General features: G+C 59.6%; 17 protein-coding genes and 1 tRNA gene. 11 read left to right on the top strand and 7 right to left on the bottom strand.

The features are described from left to right. Window positions 1–3 precede the first annotated feature (3 nt). Window positions 4–1,314 (bottom strand): serine hydrolase, encoded by a 1,311-nt coding sequence (locus ACOQPC_RS10195; protein ID WP_420605625.1) that lies wholly within the window; start codon window positions 1,312–1,314, stop codon window positions 4–6. After that, on the bottom strand, window positions 1,307–3,295 hold the full coding sequence (gene parE, locus ACOQPC_RS10190; protein WP_420605624.1) for a DNA topoisomerase IV subunit B: 1,989 nt from the start codon (window positions 3,293–3,295) through the stop codon (window positions 1,307–1,309). Before parE ends, ACOQPC_RS10195 begins: the two co-directional genes overlap by 8 nt. 115 nt (window positions 3,296–3,410) lie before the next feature. Between parE and ACOQPC_RS10185 the strand changes: the two genes are divergently transcribed. Continuing rightward, entirely contained in the window at window positions 3,411–3,929 is a 519-nt protein-coding gene (locus tag ACOQPC_RS10185; RefSeq protein ID WP_420605623.1) for an REP-associated tyrosine transposase, read from the top strand. A gap of 234 nt (window positions 3,930–4,163) precedes the next feature. On the opposite strand, the gene ACOQPC_RS10180 is transcribed toward ACOQPC_RS10185, so the two are convergent. Together ACOQPC_RS10180 and ACOQPC_RS10175 are read right to left on the bottom strand one after the other, a co-directional pair. Then, window positions 4,164–4,568 carry a hypothetical protein gene (locus ACOQPC_RS10180; RefSeq protein WP_420605622.1) on the bottom strand — a complete coding sequence of 135 codons (405 nt, stop codon included), beginning with the start codon at window positions 4,566–4,568 and terminating at the stop codon, window positions 4,164–4,166. A gap of 9 nt (window positions 4,569–4,577) precedes the next feature. After that, on the bottom strand, window positions 4,578–4,868 hold the full coding sequence (locus ACOQPC_RS10175) for a hypothetical protein (RefSeq protein WP_420605621.1): 291 nt from the start codon (window positions 4,866–4,868) through the stop codon (window positions 4,578–4,580). 321 nt (window positions 4,869–5,189) lie between these two features. Between ACOQPC_RS10175 and ACOQPC_RS10170 the strand changes: the two genes are divergently transcribed. Further along, a complete protein-coding gene (locus ACOQPC_RS10170; protein ID WP_420605620.1) occupies window positions 5,190–5,621 on the top strand; it encodes a hypothetical protein in 432 nt (143 codons plus the stop codon). Window positions 5,622–5,826: 205 nt separating this feature from the next. On the opposite strand, the gene ACOQPC_RS10165 is transcribed toward ACOQPC_RS10170, so the two are convergent. Further along, window positions 5,827–6,471 (bottom strand): GcrA family cell cycle regulator, encoded by a 645-nt coding sequence (locus ACOQPC_RS10165; protein ID WP_420605619.1) that lies wholly within the window; start codon window positions 6,469–6,471, stop codon window positions 5,827–5,829. 81 nt (window positions 6,472–6,552) lie between these two features. Between ACOQPC_RS10165 and ACOQPC_RS10160 the strand changes: the two genes are divergently transcribed. After that, entirely contained in the window at window positions 6,553–7,395 is an 843-nt protein-coding gene (locus ACOQPC_RS10160; protein WP_420605618.1) for an ABC transporter permease, read from the top strand. 27 nt (window positions 7,396–7,422) lie between these two features. On the opposite strand, the gene hspQ is transcribed toward ACOQPC_RS10160, so the two are convergent. Next, the gene (hspQ, locus tag ACOQPC_RS10155) at window positions 7,423–7,764 is read right to left on the bottom strand and encodes a heat shock protein HspQ (RefSeq protein WP_420605617.1); all 342 of its coding nucleotides are present in this window, start codon (window positions 7,762–7,764) and stop codon (window positions 7,423–7,425) included. A gap of 136 nt (window positions 7,765–7,900) precedes the next feature. Between hspQ and ACOQPC_RS10150 the strand changes: the two genes are divergently transcribed. The 3 genes from ACOQPC_RS10150 (at window position 7,901) to ACOQPC_RS10140 (ending at window position 9,011) form a co-directional block, all read left to right on the top strand. Next, window positions 7,901–7,990: transfer RNA gene (locus tag ACOQPC_RS10150), tRNA-Ser, on the top strand. A 147-nt stretch (window positions 7,991–8,137) separates the two neighbouring features. Next, window positions 8,138–8,317, top strand: coding sequence for an Arm DNA-binding domain-containing protein (locus ACOQPC_RS10145; protein ID WP_420605616.1), 180 nt, complete (start codon window positions 8,138–8,140; stop codon window positions 8,315–8,317). Further along, window positions 8,247–9,011 carry a tyrosine-type recombinase/integrase gene (locus ACOQPC_RS10140; protein ID WP_420605615.1) on the top strand — a complete coding sequence of 255 codons (765 nt, stop codon included), beginning with the start codon at window positions 8,247–8,249 and terminating at the stop codon, window positions 9,009–9,011. Before ACOQPC_RS10145 ends, ACOQPC_RS10140 begins: the two co-directional genes overlap by 71 nt. Window positions 9,012–9,147: 136 nt before the next feature. Here the strand turns inward: ACOQPC_RS10140 and ACOQPC_RS10135 are convergent, their stop codons facing one another. After that, window positions 9,148–9,711, bottom strand: coding sequence for a lytic transglycosylase domain-containing protein (locus tag ACOQPC_RS10135; RefSeq protein ID WP_420605614.1), 564 nt, complete (start codon window positions 9,709–9,711; stop codon window positions 9,148–9,150). A 588-nt stretch (window positions 9,712–10,299) separates the two neighbouring features. On the opposite strand from ACOQPC_RS10135, the gene ACOQPC_RS10130 reads away from it, so the two are divergent. The 5 genes from ACOQPC_RS10130 (at window position 10,300) to ACOQPC_RS10110 (ending at window position 16,403) form a co-directional block, all read left to right on the top strand. Continuing rightward, a complete protein-coding gene (locus tag ACOQPC_RS10130; protein WP_420605613.1) occupies window positions 10,300–11,892 on the top strand; it encodes a serine hydrolase in 1,593 nt (530 codons plus the stop codon). Window positions 11,893–11,927: 35 nt separating this feature from the next. Further along, window positions 11,928–12,935, top strand: a complete 1,008-nt coding sequence (locus tag ACOQPC_RS10125) for a dipeptide epimerase (protein WP_420605612.1) — start codon at window positions 11,928–11,930, stop codon at window positions 12,933–12,935. A gap of 110 nt (window positions 12,936–13,045) precedes the next feature. Further along, a complete protein-coding gene (locus ACOQPC_RS10120) occupies window positions 13,046–14,188 on the top strand; it encodes a dipeptidase (protein ID WP_420605611.1) in 1,143 nt (380 codons plus the stop codon). A gap of 35 nt (window positions 14,189–14,223) precedes the next feature. Next, on the top strand, window positions 14,224–15,273 hold the full coding sequence (locus tag ACOQPC_RS10115; protein WP_420605610.1) for a DUF1611 domain-containing protein: 1,050 nt from the start codon (window positions 14,224–14,226) through the stop codon (window positions 15,271–15,273). Further along, entirely contained in the window at window positions 15,273–16,403 is a 1,131-nt protein-coding gene (locus ACOQPC_RS10110; protein ID WP_420605609.1) for a hypothetical protein, read from the top strand. The genes ACOQPC_RS10115 and ACOQPC_RS10110 overlap by 1 nt, the downstream gene beginning before the upstream one ends. Window positions 16,404–16,424 lie beyond the last annotated feature (21 nt).

Here is a 16,424-nt window from a genome sequence, read left to right as displayed (position 1 = left end):
GGGCTATTCCGCCTCCGGATGCGCCAGCGCCAGCAGGCGGCTCATCAGCATGGTGAATTTTTGCTTGTCGATATCCTTGTCCGGATCGGTCCAGCCGCCGACCACCGCATAGCAATCCTCATTGGCGGTGCAGGCGAGCCAGGCGAAGTGCATTACGCCGGGCTCCGATCCGCCCTTGAAGCCGAGATAGTCCCAGCGGCCCGAGTCGGCGGCGCCGAGGCCGGGGTTCACCGCCATGATCTGCCGCGCGAGCGGCGCGTCCACCACGCGCAGATGATCGAGCAGCGCCACCACGTCATGCGGCGCGGCGGGCCATTCGATCTGCTCGACGAAGCGCGGCGCGCCGGCCAACTGGGTGATGTCGATATTGCCCAGCGTGAGCTTGCCCTGGTTCTGCGCCAATAGGTCGCGCTGCTGCGCCTCACTCGCCGCCATGAAGCGCGCGCGCAGATCGGCATTGCCGTCCATCTTGAGCGCGAACGCCTCGACCGTGCTCAGGAACGGCAGGATCGCCGCCGGATCGCTATGCCCGATCTTGGCGAGCCGGGCCTCGACCCGCTCGCGGCCCAGCACGTGCAGCAGCATGTCCGCCGCGCTGTTGTCGCTGATCGATATCATCTGCGTGGCCAGCGTGGCCAGCGTCACCGGCGATCCGGGCGGCCAGCTCTGCATGACGCCGCTCGGAAAGCTTTTGCGATCGAGCGTGACGACATCGGACCATTGCCGCTCGCCCGCCACGATCTCGTCGGCCAGTTCGGCTAGGATATAGAGTTTGAAGCTGGAGCCGAGGCCGAGCAGCTGAGACCCGTTGTAATCGGCCACCGTCACCGGCCCCTGGTCGGTCAGATGCGCGATGGTGAAGCCCTTGCGGCCGGGCAGCGCCGCGAACGCCGCCTTCACCGCCGCGATGCTGTCATTGTCGGTGCGAAAACCGGTGATAAGCAGGCCGATGACCTGGTTGGGCGCATCGGCGTTCACCGTCATGCGCACCTCGCCGATCGCTTTGTCGAATTTGAGATCGAACTGGCCCTGATAAGGCGTGCTCATCCGATACGCGCTCGCTTCGCCGGCCTGCCCCTGCTGCGCCACGATCTGCGCGCTGAGCGCCGCCATCTGCGCGCGCGGCACCTGCGCCAGGAAGCTCGGCGCGAAGAAATCCTCCATGTCGCCGGAGCCGTTGACGATCGCGGCCAACTCGCCCGCGCGTTGGGTAAAGGCGGGGCTGGGCTGCACGTCCTGAGCCTGGGCCGGCATGGCAAATCCGATCGTCAGCAGAGCGAAGACGTAGATAAATTTCACGGCGGCATCACGCATCGATCGCATCCTCTTCCAGACTGGCGGCATTTTCCTGGATGAAGGCGAAGCGCTCCTCGGGGCGCTTGCCCATCAGCCGGTCGACCAGCTGCGTCACGCCCGCGCGCTGCTCATATTCGGTGGGGAGCGTGATGCGGATCATCGAGCGGCTCTTGGGGTCCATCGTCGTCTCGCGCAGCTGCGACGGGTTCATCTCGCCGAGCCCCTTGAACCGGCCGACCTCGACCTTCTTGCCCTTGAAAACGCCCGCCTCGATCTCCTTGCGATGCGCGTCGTTGGCGGCATAAACGCTCGTGGAGCCACTGGTCAGCCGATAGAGCGGGGGCCGCGCGAGGAACAGATGCCCGTTCTTCACGATATCCGGCATTTCCTGGAAGAAAAACGTCATCAGCAATGTGGCGATATGCGCCCCGTCCACGTCCGCGTCGGTCATGATGACCACGCGTTCGTAGCGCAGATTGTCGGCATCGCAGTCCTTGCGCGTGCCGCAGCCCAGCGCCTGGATCAGATCGGCGATCTCCTGATTGGCGATGATCTTCGCCACCGTGGCCGAGGCGACGTTCAAAATCTTGCCGCGGATCGGCAGGATCGCCTGGGTCTTGCGGTCGCGCGCCTGCTTGGCCGATCCGCCCGCGCTGTCGCCCTCGACGATGAACAATTCGGTGCCGTCCGGCCCGGCCTCCGAGCAATCGGTGAGCTTGCCCGGCAGCCGCAGCTTGCGAGCCGACGTGGCGGTCTTGCGCTTCACCTCGCGCTCCGCCTTGCGCTTGAGCCGCTCCTCCATCTTTTCCTGGATGAAGCCGAGCAGCGCGCGCCCGCGCTCCATATGGTCGGCCAGGAAATGGTCGAAATGGTCGCGCACCGCGTTTTCGACCAGGCGTGCAGCTTCGGGCGAGGTCAGCCGGTCCTTGGTCTGCGACTGGAACTGCGGCTCGCGGATGAAGACGGACAGCATCAGCTCGCATCCGCCCATCACGTCGTCGGCGGTCAGCTGCGCCGCCTTTTTGTTCTGCGCCAGATCGGCAAAGGCGCGCAGGCCCTTGGTCAGCGCGGCGCGCAGCCCCTGCTCGTGCGTGCCGCCGGCATGGGTCGGGATGGTGTTGCAATACCAGTCGACCGAGCCTTCGGACCAGAGCGGCCAGGCGATCGCCCATTCGACGCGGCCCTGGCCATCGGGAAAATCCTGCTTGCCCGAGAAAAAGTCCGAGGTGGCGCACTCACGCCCCTGTAATTGCTCGGCAAGATGATCGGACAGTCCCCCGGGAAACTGAAATACCGCCTCCTCGGGCACGTCTTCGGAAGCGAGCGACGGCGCGCATTTCCAGCGGATCTCGACCCCGGCGTAGAGATAGGCCTTGGACCGGGCGAGCGTGAACAGCCGCTTGGGCTTAAACGCCGCGCCCTTGCCGAAAATTTCGACATCGGGCACGAAGCTGATCGCGGTGCCGCGCCGGTTGGGCGTGCCCCCGAGATTTTCCAGCCCCGTCTGCGGCGCGCCCCGCGAGAAAGTCTGTCGGTATAACGTCTTGTTACGCGCGACTTCTACCACGGTTTCCGAAGACAGCGCATTAACCACCGACACGCCCACACCGTGCAGGCCGCCCGAGGTGGCATAGGCCTTGTCCGAGAATTTGCCGCCCGAATGCAGCGTGGTGAGGATCACCTCCAGCGCGGACTGATCCGGATATTTGGGGTGCGGATCGACCGGAATACCGCGGCCATTGTCGGTGATGGTCAGACGATTGTCTTCGCCTAACTCGACCTCGATCCGGCTGGCATGCCCCGCCACCGCCTCGTCCATCGCATTGTCGAGCACCTCGGCCGCCAAATGGTGCAGCGCGCGCTCGTCGGTCCCGCCGATATACATGCCCGGCCGCCGCCGCACCGGCTCCAGCCCCTCGAGCACCTCGATCGAGCTGGCGTCATACCCGCCACTGTCGCTGCTGGTGCCCCCCGCGGCACCGAAAAGATCGTCGGCCATGGGGGCGGGTATAAGGGGAGCGGAGTCGCGCTGGCAAGCGGGGCGCGGCGGATATCCACAGATGTAGGGTGCATTGAGCCCTGGCGAAATGCACAACCGAGGCTACACTCAACCCATGCCGCGCTACCGCCGATGGTTCGTTCCGGGAGGAACCTACTTCTTCACCGTCAACCTGCTCCGCCGCGATTCCTGCTTCTTGGTCGAGCATATCGACAACCTGCGCGCCGCCTATCGCGATGCGGCAAGGCGCCAGCCCTTCGAAACCGTCGCCATCTGTGTCCTGCCGAACCACCTCCATTGCATCTGGACGTTGCCGGATGGGGACAGCGACTTCCCCGGCCGATGGCGGCGGATCAAGAGCGATTTTTCGCGCCGCCTCCCGCGAACGGCGGATTTGGCATCCGGTCGGCGGCGCGGCGAGCGCGGGATATGGCAGCGGCGCTATTGGGAGCATGTGATAACCGACGCAGACGATCTTGCCGCGCATGTCGATTATATCCACCATAACCCCGTCAAGCATGGGCTCGTCGCCGACATGGACGATTGGCCCTATTCGTCCTGGCGCCGGTGGAGGCGCGAGACGAAATCATGGGCGTCTCCGCCCGGATCGTTGCGCGGGGGCGAAACCGAGTGACGCGTGCATTTCGGCCAAGCCTCAATGCACCCTACTTTACTACACATGTATGTAACAATCGAGAGTTGACGGTTTTTCAATTCATCTCTATCTAATGCTAATGGCTATTGAGGTGAGAACGGCCTCCTCACACGCCACGCAAGTGGCAAAGTAGGCGAAAGCTGAAGGGATGCGGGAATTTGGCGCCCCGCCGATAGCTTCTGAAAGCCCCGCCCTCGCGGGGCTTTCTTGATTCTAGGTCGGCGTGATGAAACCCTTTCGCAAGCGCCGCTCCAGTTTGTTCCTGTCGATTGGATAGGTGCTGGCAACGATGTAGCGACCGGAATGGTCCACCCGGAGCTTGATCGCAACTAGGATGATTGCCCGCTCGCCGGAAATCTCACCGATCAATTCAAATCCGGAGGTTTGGCCTGGTGCTTGTCCTACATAATCGGGGTTGGCGACGATCTGGCCGACATAGCGGCGGCATAGCTCAAAATCCTCGGGATGCCGCGTGAGAGAGTGGGTTTGCGCGCGCACCGAGAAATGCGCGTTCGCCGCCACTAGGTTCAACCCTAACACTTTATTGATCTGGCCCACCGGCAATGGACCCAGGTCGAGCGCGACAATCTCTGGCTTTCCAACCTCGGCATCACTCATTGGACAGTCCTAGCGGGTCGCGGGATCGCTAGGGATGAGTGCGCCGGGATGAGCCCGAACGAGGTCCGCGATAGGGTCGGGAAGGATGAACCAGGTCGCGATCCCCCGGCTTTGCGGATTGCCGAGCCCCTGAAAGTTCTCGCCTTGGTCGCCGCCGTTCCAGCGGACGCCCATTGCTGGTTCACCGTCCCACAGCATCGTGGCGACGGCGTACTTGCCCTCGCCGCCGTCATGGATCACGTCGAGCTTCTCCACCCGCCCCTTGGGCGAGGTAACAAGCCGGGGGTCGATGTATGTCATATCGATATCTCCTATATGAACGCATGTATATATGTATGTAGGGAGGTCGTTAAGAGATATAACATTGTTTGCCTCCCGCGCCTCGGTCAGCCCAGTCAGCAGCCGCGCAGGGAACTACTATATTGGACTACGAAGATTTATTCCTGTTCGTCCACTTCTGCGTCGGGAGTGAACCCGCAGTTCTAGCGTGAGGGGATTGGTATTCGACGTCTCCGAACCCGGCTCCCTCTAAACATTTGCGGAGCAAACATGCGCGCGGGACGTCATAATGTTCTCAGAATGTTCTTTCCTACATCGGTCTTTTTCGGCATAGACTGGTGAATGAAACAGAACCCTGCACCCCCATCCGCCCCGATCGACTTCACCCCGGCCGCCTGCCGCGCGCGCCATGACGGCTGGACGCCGGAGCGACAGCGCGGTTTTATCGCCGCGCTGGAGCAGCGGCCGTCGGTATCCGACGCGGCCGCGCGCGTCGGCAAGAGCGCGCGCTCGGCCTACAAGCTGCGCAAGAAGGCGGGAGCGGAGAGCTTCGCCGATGCCTGGGATCGCGCGCTCGACGCCGCCCATGCCCGCCGCATCGCCGCTGCCAACATTCCGGATATTCTGGAAGGCAAGTTGGTGCCTTATTTCTACGGCGGTCTGCAGCGGGCCGAATATCGCGACTATGACATGAACCGCCTGTTCGAACGGCTGCGGCGCACCGAGCGCCTGCTGCAAAACCGCCTCGGCTCGTCGACGGTAAAGCACGGTTGAGCAGAATTACGAGGGTGCGTGGGTGTGACCACTGCGAACTTTCGGAATGCTGCAAATTGCGCGCAAAGCTGGCCCAAACTTCAAACGTCATCCCGGGCTTGACCCGGGATCCAGGACCCAGCGGCGGTTCCATCTCGCCCTGGATTGGCTCCGCCGAACTGCGTTTCCGGGTCGAGCCCGGAATGACGGTAAAAATGGGGACCGCTCAGCGCACCCGTGGGCCGCCGAAGGGCAGCGGGGGCGGGGGGCGGCGGGCGCCTCGGGGGAGCTGCGCCTGGTAGGCGCGGCCGCAATGTTCCACGCAGTAAGGGAAGCCCGGATTGACGTCCTGCCCGCAAAAATGGAAATCGGCCTCGCCCGGATGGCCCATCGGCCAGCGGCAGACGCGCTCGTTAAGCTCGAGCAGGCTGGTCTTGTCGGCGATTTCGGGGCTCGGCTTGGCCGGCACCAGCCGGCGCGGCGGCGCGGGCGGGATCGGCGGCTGCTGGTCGCCCGGGCCCTGGCGCATGAAACCGCCGGGGCCGATCGAGACGATCTTTTGCTGCGGTTTGCCATCGGCCTTGAGTTCTTCCGGTGCCGGCTTTTCCTCGGCTTCGGTCGTCTCGGTCTCGGGCTTCGCCGCTGGTTCGTCCTGGGCGGGCGCGTCGGTTTTGTCCGGCGCGGACTCGACGTTCTTCTCGGGTTCGTTCGCCTTGACCGGCGAGGGGCGCGCCTTGAGACCGAGGCGATGCGCCTTGCCGATCACCGCGTTGCGGCTGACCTCGCCCAGTTCCTCGGCGATCTGGCTGGCGGTGAGACCCTCTTCCCAGAGCTTCTTGAGCAAATCGATCCGTTCGTCGGTCCAGGCCATGAAAATCTTTCTCGTTGGTATCGGGCGGCGCGGGCGCGCGGCGGTTGCGGCGGGAAGCGGCAGGCGTTAGGCGATTGCCGCATGGCGTCCAACAGCGAATTTAGGAAACAGGCCGGTCCTTCGCAACCGGGCTTCGGCGTGCCGACCATATCCGGCGTCAACTGGGCGGGCCTGAAAACGCTCTACGTCAAGGAAGTGCGCCGCTTCATGCGCGTGCAACTGCAGACGGTGTGGGCGCCGGGCATCACCACGCTGCTCTATCTGATCATCTTCACGGTCGCGCTCGCGCGTGGAGGGCGCACCGCGCTAGGGCATCCGTTCGTCGACTTCCTGGCGCCGGGCCTCATCGTCATGGGCATGCTGCAGAACAGTTTCGCCAACGCCAGCTTCTCGCTGCTGGTCGGCAAGATCCAAGGCACGATCGTCGATTATCTGCTGCCGCCGCTCAGCTATGCCGAGCTGATGTTCGCGTTGATCGCCGGATCGGTGACGCGCGCCTGCGCGGTCGGCGGCGCGGTGTGGCTGGCGATGCTGCTGTGGCCGGGCGTCTCGGTGGCGGTGCGCGAGCCCTGGGCGGTGCTCTGGTTCGGCCTCAACGGCGCCACCTTCCTGGCGATCCTCGGCCTGTTCACCTCGATCTGGGCGGAAAAGTTCGATCATGCCGCGGCGGTCACCAATTTCGTGATCGCGCCGCTCGCGTTGCTCTCGGGCACCTTCTATTCGGTCGAGCGGCTGGCGCCCAGCTTCCAGGCGATCAGCCACGCCAACCCGTTCTTCTATATTATCTCGGGGTTTCGCTACGGCTTTCTCGGCGTGTCCGATTCGCCGGTGTCGATCGGAGCGCTGGTGGTGTTCGTGCTGAACCTGATCGCGGGGACCCTGGTCTATCTGTTGCTGCGTTCGGGCTGGAAAATCCGCAGTTGATGCGGCGTTGATCGGTACTGATGGAGCTCAGTTGCGCCGGTGCGCGGGGAGGGCGTATCTTTCGCCCGACCAGGCGGCGAAATACTGGCCGACCTCGGGGTGATCGACCGGGCCGCCATCATGATCGTCCAGCAGATTGCCCTGGCTGACATAGGCGATGTAGCTCGAATCCTCGTTCTCGGCGAACAGATGGTAGAAAGGTTGATCCCGCGGCGGGCGCAGTTTCTCCGGGATCGCCTCGTACCAGTCCTCGCTGTTGGAGAACTCGGCATCGACATCGAACACCACGCCGCGAAAGTCGAGGAAGCGGTGGCGCACGACGTCGCCGATGCCGAAGCGCGCTTGGCGAAAGGGGGGATTGCTGGTCATTGCGGATGTCATATCGGCGAAACGCACCGGAAATTCAACCGATCCGCTTGGCAAGCGCGGAGGACTGCGCTAGAGGCCGCGCCTTGCCGAACGGAGGCGGGGCTCACGCCCGGACCGATGCCTCCGTTCGCCTCGCGGAGAGGTGCCGGAGTGGTCGATCGGGGCAGTCTCGAAAACTGTTGTGCTCTTACGGGTACCGTGGGTTCGAATCCCACCCTCTCCGCCAATACTGCAATCTCTTAAAGTTCCGGAAAATCCAAAAAGCGTAGGGAATAAGCGCTTTTAGGCCTTGGCATTCTCTCTTCCGTTCTCTATATGTTTCACTGCATCTCCCGCATAGTGTGGAAAAGAATGTGCGGAAGGAGTTCCAGTTATGGGAAACCTGACTGCTGTGAAGCTGCGCAATCCCAAAACGGCGGGGCGATACTCGGACGGTGACGGATTAATCCTCATTCTCAACAAGTCCGGCAAGGCGAGCTGGATTGTGCGGGTCCAATCAGCTGGTCGCCGCCGAGACATTGGGATTGGACCATATCCGGGTGTCACTAAGTGAGGCCCGGCAAACGACGGTCGAAATCCGACGACAGTCAAAGGCCGGGATTGACGTCGTCGCCGAGCGTAAAAAGGAAAAGGGCATCATTCCGACATTCCGGGATGCCGCCAACTTCGTGTATTTCGAACATAAGGCGGCCTGGAAGAACGGTAAGCATCAAGCGCAATGGATTTCGATACTGCAAACCTATGTCTTCCCGTTCATTGGCGACAAGCTGGTTTCGGAGATCGAAGGGCCGGCAATCAGGGATGTCCTGGCACCTATTTGGCTGGAGAAGCCCGAAACCGCACGTCGGGTGCGTCAACGCATCGGCGTGGTGCTCGACTGGTCCTATGCCAAGGGTTTCAGGAGCACGGAAGCGCCCATGCGGTCGCTTGCACGCGGATTGCCTCGCCAACCCAAAAAGTCAGCTCACTTCGCGGCAATGCGCTATGCAGATATTCCAACTTTCCTAGTGAATCTCCGAGAGCGCCATACGGTTGGTCGATTGGCGCTAGAATTTCTGATCCTCAATGCGTCACGGTCAGGTGAAGTTCGAGGCGCACGGTGGTCGGAAGTCGATCTGAGGTCAAAGGTTTGGACGCTTCCAGCTTCACGGATGAAAATGGAGCGCGAGCATGCCGTCCCACTACCGCCCAAGCACACGATGTTCTGGATCGGGCGCAGGGCTTTCGCTGCGAAGCGGACGATCTGATCTTTCCTGGCCGACAGCGCATGTCGTCGATGTCCGATATGACATTGCTCAAAATGTTACGGGATATGGAAATCGGCGTGACGGTTCATGGGTTTCGTTCGTCCTTTCGCGACTGGGTTGCCGAAAAAACAAACTATCAGGGAGAGGTAGCAGAAGCGGCTTTAGCGCATGCGATATCGGACAAGGTCGAAGCGGCATATCTGCGCACTTCCTTTTTTGATAAGCGAAAAAACCGAACGATCACTTTCCAGCGTGCCAGCACGGACTGGACATAACCCGGCGTTTCCTTGTTGCCGGGGATGCCTTTGGCACGCGCCACCGCGCCAGGTCCAGCATTATAGGCGGCCAAAGCCAAATGGATGGCGCCGAATTTGTCGAGCATTTCGCGAAGATAACGTGCGCCGCCGTCGATACTGGCTCCGGGATCGTGGCGATTGGAAACGCCCAGGTAGCGCGCGGTGGCGGGCATGAGTTGCGCGAGGCCCGCGGCGCCCGCCGGACTGATGGCCATCGGGCTAAACCGCGATTCCTGCCAGATGAGCGCGCGCAGGAGCCCGGACGGCAGGGCGTAGCGCAATTCCGCTTCACGGATGCTCGCTGCGTAGATGGCTTCGCGAAACGATGAGTTGTTACTCTGCCGTGAAAGGGGCGACCCAGTGGTCGAGCGAGTGAAAGTCTCTGCTAAATCACCGAACGCCACCGCTCGATCCGATGGTGTTGCAACCTCGTGCTCGAACAGCTGAAATTCTGACTTCTCCCCGTCGACATCGACCGCATCATCGGCGCCAGCATCGCGGACCGATTATGCCGGGGCGGCACTGGACAGAAGCGCGGCGAATAGGCCTTCCCGCGGAGGGTTCGAGAACGACGTCGCCCGGTTCAATTCCGCATGCCTTCGCCATCAACCAAGCCAGTATGGGCGTGGAAAATTGCTGAAATCTGTTCTGCTCTTCGCTGCGCACATGGCGCGGCGGTAGCGCCGCGTGAAGCCAGTCGAGACGCGCTTCGACTTCGAAAAACCACGTGTCCGGAAATCGCGAAGCTGCCCAGCGGAAGACCTGTATCGCTTCCGCCTTCCGATCGGCGCGTAGGAACTTGTAGCCAAGCGAGTTGAAAGATGATTCGCTTAGGTCATATTCGCCACGCCGAGCGTCGAGGCCGTCATATGCGGCAATCATCGATATCTGATTTGGAATAATTCTCATTTTAGGCTAAAGGCGGTCCAATTGAGCGCTGTCACTGGGGTGGCGGGCGCCAAGAGAAAACGTGGGCAACGGGGAATGGATAAATGAGCAATAATCACCGCCCTTTGAAATATGTGCTGGCATTCATTCTGTTTGTGCCACTTGCCGGCAATGTTGCGGCTAAGCCCCCGGAAAATTTTGACGAGCGGATTGAGGACGTTCGGCAGACGGCGGGCGTGCCCGGCATGGCTGTTGCAATTGTGGAGCAGGGTGAAGTTACGCTGGTAAAAGGGTATGGCACGCGAAAGCTGGGCGGCGAAAAGCCGGTCGATGACGGAACGCTGTTCCTGACCGGCTCAACCGGCAAGGCGGTAACGGTGGCGGGGTTGGCTTTGCTGGTGGATCAGGGCCGGATCGGCTGGGATGACAAGGTGATCGACCATATGCCGTGGTTCCGGATGTACGATCCCTATGTCACACGCGAGATGACAGTCCGTGATTTGCTTGTTCATCGCAGCGGTTTAGGGCTGGGCGCGGGTGATCTATTGTTCGTTCCGCGAACGAACTTGACGCGTAAGGAAGCGGTGCAGCGCCTAGCCTATATTAAGCCCGAGACCAGTTTTCGATACGGCTATGCCTATGACAACATTCTCTACATGGTGGCCGGACAGCTGATCGAGGAAGTGACCGGACAGACTTGGGAAGACTATATCGCAGAGCATATTTTCGCCAAGGCGGAGATGAATGACAGCACCGCTGCCAGCGAGCCACGCTTTGCGTCGGAAAACCGAGCGTTTCCGCATGCGCGGCTTGATGGCGGTCTGCGCGGGGCGGGTAAGCAGGAGATGCTTGATGAACGCGATGAGCTGGGCCGGACGGCGGCGCCTGCTGGCGGCCTTGCGATTAGCGCCCGCGACATGGCTACGTGGCTGCAGATCCAGCTGGCGCATGGCAAGATGCCGAATGGCGAGCGCTTGTTCAGCGAGGCGGCATCAAGAGAAATGTGGAAGCCAGTGGTGCTACAACCGATTGGCGAGCCGCACCCGTTACTGGCGGCGACCAAGCCCAATTTCGATGCGTATGCATTGGGTTGGGATGTGAGCGATTATCGCGGTGTAAAGATCTTATCCCATGGCGGCGCAGTGTTCGGGTTCAAGACCGTCGTGGCCATGATCCCCGACAAGGATGTCGGTTTTGCAATCATGATAAATTCTGAAGACGGGCAAGTTCTGCGCGGTATGATGTTTGAACTAATTGATCACTATTTGGGCGCGCCAAAGGCGGGCTGGCCGGAAAAATGGGAGGCGGTCCGGACGGAACTGGTCGAAAGAGGCCTCGCCATGCAGCAAATGGAGCAGGCAGCTCCTGCGGAAGTCGGACCATCCCGGACCTTGGATATCTATGTCGGGGAGTATGTCGATCCTTGGTACGGCAAGATTATTGTTGGACGCGATGCGAAAGGTCTGACGATTGATTTCGCCTCTACCCCGCGTATGAATGGACGGCTTGAGCATTATCAATATGACAGCTTTGTCACCCGCTTGACCGACAAGGCGATTGAGCCTGCCTACGTGACATTCTCGCTTGATGTCGATGGAGCCGTCGATCGCGTGACAATGAAAGCTGCCTCACCGATTGCGGACTTTAGTTATGATTATGATGATCTGTTGTTCACGCCGGTTGGGCCAAGTAGATAGTACTCAGGCCCACCCCTTATGAAAGAAAATTTTTGATGTCGGGATTACTATCCCTCGGTGTTTCCACCGAGACATACCCTTATCGTGAGCCGTTTCGCATCTCGGGTCATCTATTTACCGAAACCGAAGTCGTTCTGGTAACATTATCGGATGGTGAGAATATCGGCCGTGGCGAGGCTGCGGGCGCTTATTATCTAGGCGACGACACAACAAAAATGCTCGCCGATATCGAACAGGTGAGAGCGGCGATTGAGGCAGGTGCGACGCGCGACACATTGCAACAGCTCCTTGCGCATGGCGGGGCCCGCAACGCGATTGATTGCGCATATTGGGAACTGGAAGCAAAGGCTAGCGGAGTGCCGGTATGGGAGATCGCGGGGCTATCTGAGGCGCCCCATGCGCTTCTAACGACGATTACCTTGGGCGCGCAAGAACCTGACGTGATGGCGAACAAAGCAGCGACGCTGACTGATTTTAAGGCCCTCAAGCTTAAACTGACGGGCGATGGCGGCGTAGATTTCGCGCGCGTTGTCGCCGTTCGAACCGCGCGCCCGGACTGCTGGATCGGTGTCGACGCCAATCAGGGCTATGAAATCGGTAGCCTCACCGAGCTGGTCGATGTGCTGCTCGAGAATGACATTAAGCTGTTGGAACAGCCGCTGGCGCGGGGGCGGGAACGCGATCTGGACGGGTTCGAGAGACGAATCCCCTTCGCCGCAGATGAGAGCGCCCTTTCGCTTACCGATGTGGAGGGGCTGGTAGGCCGATTTGATGTAATCAATATCAAGCTCGACAAGTGCGGCGGTCTTACCGAAGGGCTTGCGATTGCCCGGCGCGCCAAAGAATTGGGTCTGAATGTTATGGTTGGAAACATGATGGGCAGCAGCCTGTCGATGGCCCCGTCATTCATTCTCGGGCAGCTGTGTGATGTGGTAGATCTCGACGGTCCGACCTTTCTCCGGAAGGATCGCTCCCCCGCAGTAGAATATTCAGATGGCCATATCTGGTGCCCGAGTGAATTGTGGGGATTGCGCGCAGCATAGAGCCTCGCTGCGCAGTGGGTTGAGCCCACCGCAAATGCCAAGAAATCCTTTGACATTTTTCTTATAAGGCAACTAATGTCCTAATCAGGATAAATATGAGAGGCTTTGTAATGGGCAAGCAAGCAAGACTGAGTCGGCGGTCATTTGTGGCAGGCGCCGGCAGCGCAGCGTTGGCATTCCCCATGCTCAACTCCGGTTATTATAGTCTCAGCGCTGCAAGTCCGCGCAAATATTCGACACGCGCCATGGACATCGTGGGCGAGGCGCTTGTGATCGATATGCTGGCCCCGTTGCACATGGATTTCTCACCTGATGCCAATACCAGGCCGCCGAGTGCACAGGCAATTGCAGATTACAAAGCCAGCGGGATAACCGGATTTCACAACTCATTCGGTCTGGGAGGGCCGGAGGCGTTTACCAATGCGCTTGCCTATTTTGCCAACTGGCAAGGTTATGCAGGCCGTAGCCCCGATGTTTTTGCCCTGATCGGAACAATGGCCGAACTGGAACATGCAAAGGCAACCGGCCGGATCGGCGTCATCATGGGAGTGCAAAATGCCGATCATTTCCGTACTGCGTCGGACGTCAAAACCTTCTACGATGTAGGGCAGCGCTGCTCGCAGCTTACTTATAACAGCCAAAACTTGCTGGGATCGGGAAGCACAGAACGTGTTGATGGCGGCGTTAGCGATTATGGCGTTGAAATCATTAAAGCGATGAACGAGGTCGGCATGCTGGTGGACGTATCGCATAGCGGCGACCAGACAACGCTTGATGCCGTGGAACTATCTCCTGTCCCGATCGCATTCACGCATAGTAACTGCCGTGCCATTTCCGGTCATGCGCGGAGCAAGACCGATGAAGCGATCAAGGCACTTGGTGATAAAGGTGGGGTCATGGGGATTGCTGGCGTACGTCAATTTGTCAGTAAGACCGACCCCACCAATATAAGCAATATCGCGGATCATATTGATCATGTCGTAAAACTGACCTCAATTGAGCACGTTGGAATCGGGTCCGATTCCGATCTATACGGTTATGACGACATGAAACCCGAGCAAAACGCAATGCTGCGGGCGGCATATAAAGGCAGCTATGCCTTCCGAGACAAGATTGACGTCGATGGTTTCGACCATCCGCTCAAAATGTTCGATCTCACAGAGGAGTTGCTGCGGCGTAATTATTCTGCAGAAAATATAAAGGCTGTACTCGGCGGTAATTTCCAGCGCCTGCTGCGCAATACGTGGAAATAAAATCGGCACTGCCTCTCATTTGAGGAATTATTATAATGAATGCCCCATCCTCAATCTCGCATCAATCAGTCTCTACACTGCCGCTGCCCTACCTGGTGTTTCTTGGGGATACGACCGAACCGGGCTATGCCAAGACCGCCTTCGGCTTGCGCGATTGGGCTCGTGAGGAATGTGTGGGTCAATATGCCTGTGCGGAAGACGCGGTCAGTGTCGGTCTGCCATCAATGACCCCGACCCAGGCAAAAGCAGCAGGCGCACGGTCGCTTGTGATCGGCGTGGCCAATCCCGGCGGCGTCATTCCCGCAAGTTGGATACCGGCACTGGTGGAGGCGTTGGATGCCGGACTTAGCATCGTCAGCGGGCTGCATGCGCGTTTGAAAGATGTTTCGGCATTGCGGGAGGCGGCGTCAAGGTCCGGGCAAAAACTGATTGATGTTCGGATACCGCCTGCGAATATTCCCGTTGGAACAGGCCGTAAGCGGAGCGGCAAGCGGCTGCTGACGGTTGGCACCGATTGTGCGCTGGGGAAAAAATATGCCGCCCTTTCTATTGCGCAGGCCTTTGCCGAGCGCGGTATCGACGCTGATTTTCGCGCCACGGGCCAAACCGGAATTATGATTGCCGGCGGCGGAGTGCCCATGGATGCTGTGATTTCCGATTTCGAGGCGGGCGCAGCGGAAATACTCAGTCCAGACGCGGCGGATAACCACTGGGATATCATCGAGGGGCAGGGGTCTCTTTATCACCCCGCTTATGCTGGTGTGTCTCTCGGTCTTTTGCACGGCAGTCAGCCGGACGTATTTGTCGTCTGCCACCAACCGGGACGCAAAACTGTTCTCGGCCTGCCCAATTTCGCGCTACCGACTATCGAAGAGGTGATTGACCTCAATCTCGCATTAGGCAAGCGCACCAACCCGGAGATTCGTTGTGGTGGCATTGCGATGAACACTGCGGCCTTTTCACTTGAGGATGCCGAGGACCTGATGGGGAGGGAAAGCAAGCGCCTTGGCCTGCCGGTGGCCGACCCCATACGTAAAGGACGGGCCTTCGATGCGTTGATTGCTTCTTGCCTGAGTGAAAAATAATGACGACCGGGGCAGACGGCGCAAAAGCAACTTTTTTCCAGCGTTTTCTCCTTCCCGGTTTCGCCTTCAAGGGTTTTGTAATCGGCGGCGGCTATGCCACCGGACGTGAGCTTGCGGAATTTTTCCTGGTCAGCGGCCCATGGGGCGGCTTGGCAGGAATGCTTATGGCAATGGTTCTCTGGAGCCTCATCTGTGCCGCAACTTTTGCCTTCGCTCAGACATTCAAAGCGTTTGATTATCGCAGTTTTTTCGCGGCGCTGTTGGGGCCGGGCTGGGTTATCTTTGAAATCGCCTATGTGCTCTTCATCATTCTCGTCGTCGCAGTATTTGGCGCGGCGGCCGGTGAGATCGGCGCGGTAATGTTCGGCTTTCCCGTCATTGTGGGAACGCTCGCGCTCGCGCTCGCGATTATCGCGGCCACCGCGCTCGGCAATGAGTCGGTTGAAAGGCTATTCAAATATGCCACTCCATTTATTTACCTGGTCTACGCCGTCTTCATGGTGCTCGCCTTCACGAGTTTTGGGGATCAGATAGCAGAGCATTTCGCTATACCTGCGCCTACTGACGGTTGGGCGCTGGGCGGTCTTACCTATGCCAGTTACAATGTCGTGGGCGCTGTGGTTATTTTGCCGCTTTTGCGCCATCTTAGCAGCCGACGCGATGCAGTGGTGGCGGGGCTTGCTGCCGGACCGCTTGCGATGTGGCCAGCGATCGTGTTCTTTGCCTGTATGATTGCGTTTTACCCGGGTATTGAAGCAGAGACGCTTCCGTCCAATTTCATGCTGGAAAAGCTGAACAGTCCGCTGTTCCAGCTCGCTTTTCAATTCATGATATTTACAGCGCTTCTAGAAAGTGGTGTTGGCGCGATCCATTCGATCAACGAACGCGTCGATCATGTGCTTAAGGCCCGGCGCAACACGACTCTCAGCTCCGGTACCCGTATCGGGATTGCAGCAGTGATTTTGGTGGGCTGTATTTTTGTGGCTGATCGCTTCGGTCTGATTGCTCTTATCGCCAGCGGCTATACCGCGCTCGCCTATATATTCATCGGAGTGTATATTCTGCCATTGATGACGCTCGGCATCGTGAAACTCTATCAACATGCGGCCACGCCAACGGTCGAAGTGTAACGGACAATGCGGCCTGAGAAC

It is taken from the genome of Novosphingopyxis sp. (assembly GCF_965218915.1).
In the GTDB taxonomy this organism is placed as follows: domain Bacteria; phylum Pseudomonadota; class Alphaproteobacteria; order Sphingomonadales; family Sphingomonadaceae; genus Novosphingopyxis.
This window is presented reverse-complemented; position numbering and strand designations above follow the sequence as displayed.

What these genes read in the sequence shown, in the direction of transcription:
- ACOQPC_RS10115 (WP_420605610.1), top strand. Translation starts at nt 14,224, where the DNA reads ATGAATGCCCCATCCTCAATCTCGCATCAATCAGTCTCTACACTGCCG.
- ACOQPC_RS10160 (WP_420605618.1), top strand. Translation starts at nt 6,553, where the DNA reads ATGGCGTCCAACAGCGAATTTAGGAAACAGGCCGGTCCTTCGCAACCG.
- ACOQPC_RS10195 (WP_420605625.1), bottom strand. Translation starts at nt 1,314, where the DNA reads ATGCGTGATGCCGCCGTGAAATTTATCTACGTCTTCGCTCTGCTGACG.
- ACOQPC_RS10170 (WP_420605620.1), top strand. Translation starts at nt 5,190, where the DNA reads ATGAAACAGAACCCTGCACCCCCATCCGCCCCGATCGACTTCACCCCG.
- hspQ (WP_420605617.1), bottom strand. Translation starts at nt 7,764, where the DNA reads ATGACCAGCAATCCCCCCTTTCGCCAAGCGCGCTTCGGCATCGGCGAC.
- ACOQPC_RS10130 (WP_420605613.1), top strand. Translation starts at nt 10,300, where the DNA reads ATGAGCAATAATCACCGCCCTTTGAAATATGTGCTGGCATTCATTCTG.
- ACOQPC_RS10185 (WP_420605623.1), top strand. Translation starts at nt 3,411, where the DNA reads ATGCCGCGCTACCGCCGATGGTTCGTTCCGGGAGGAACCTACTTCTTC.
- parE (WP_420605624.1), bottom strand. Translation starts at nt 3,295, where the DNA reads ATGGCCGACGATCTTTTCGGTGCCGCGGGGGGCACCAGCAGCGACAGT.
- ACOQPC_RS10180 (WP_420605622.1), bottom strand. Translation starts at nt 4,568, where the DNA reads ATGAGTGATGCCGAGGTTGGAAAGCCAGAGATTGTCGCGCTCGACCTG.
- ACOQPC_RS10165 (WP_420605619.1), bottom strand. Translation starts at nt 6,471, where the DNA reads ATGGCCTGGACCGACGAACGGATCGATTTGCTCAAGAAGCTCTGGGAA.
- ACOQPC_RS10175 (WP_420605621.1), bottom strand. Translation starts at nt 4,868, where the DNA reads ATGACATACATCGACCCCCGGCTTGTTACCTCGCCCAAGGGGCGGGTG.
- ACOQPC_RS10125 (WP_420605612.1), top strand. Translation starts at nt 11,928, where the DNA reads ATGTCGGGATTACTATCCCTCGGTGTTTCCACCGAGACATACCCTTAT.
- ACOQPC_RS10120 (WP_420605611.1), top strand. Translation starts at nt 13,046, where the DNA reads ATGGGCAAGCAAGCAAGACTGAGTCGGCGGTCATTTGTGGCAGGCGCC.
- ACOQPC_RS10110 (WP_420605609.1), top strand. Translation starts at nt 15,273, where the DNA reads ATGACGACCGGGGCAGACGGCGCAAAAGCAACTTTTTTCCAGCGTTTT.
- ACOQPC_RS10145 (WP_420605616.1), top strand. Translation starts at nt 8,138, where the DNA reads ATGGGAAACCTGACTGCTGTGAAGCTGCGCAATCCCAAAACGGCGGGG.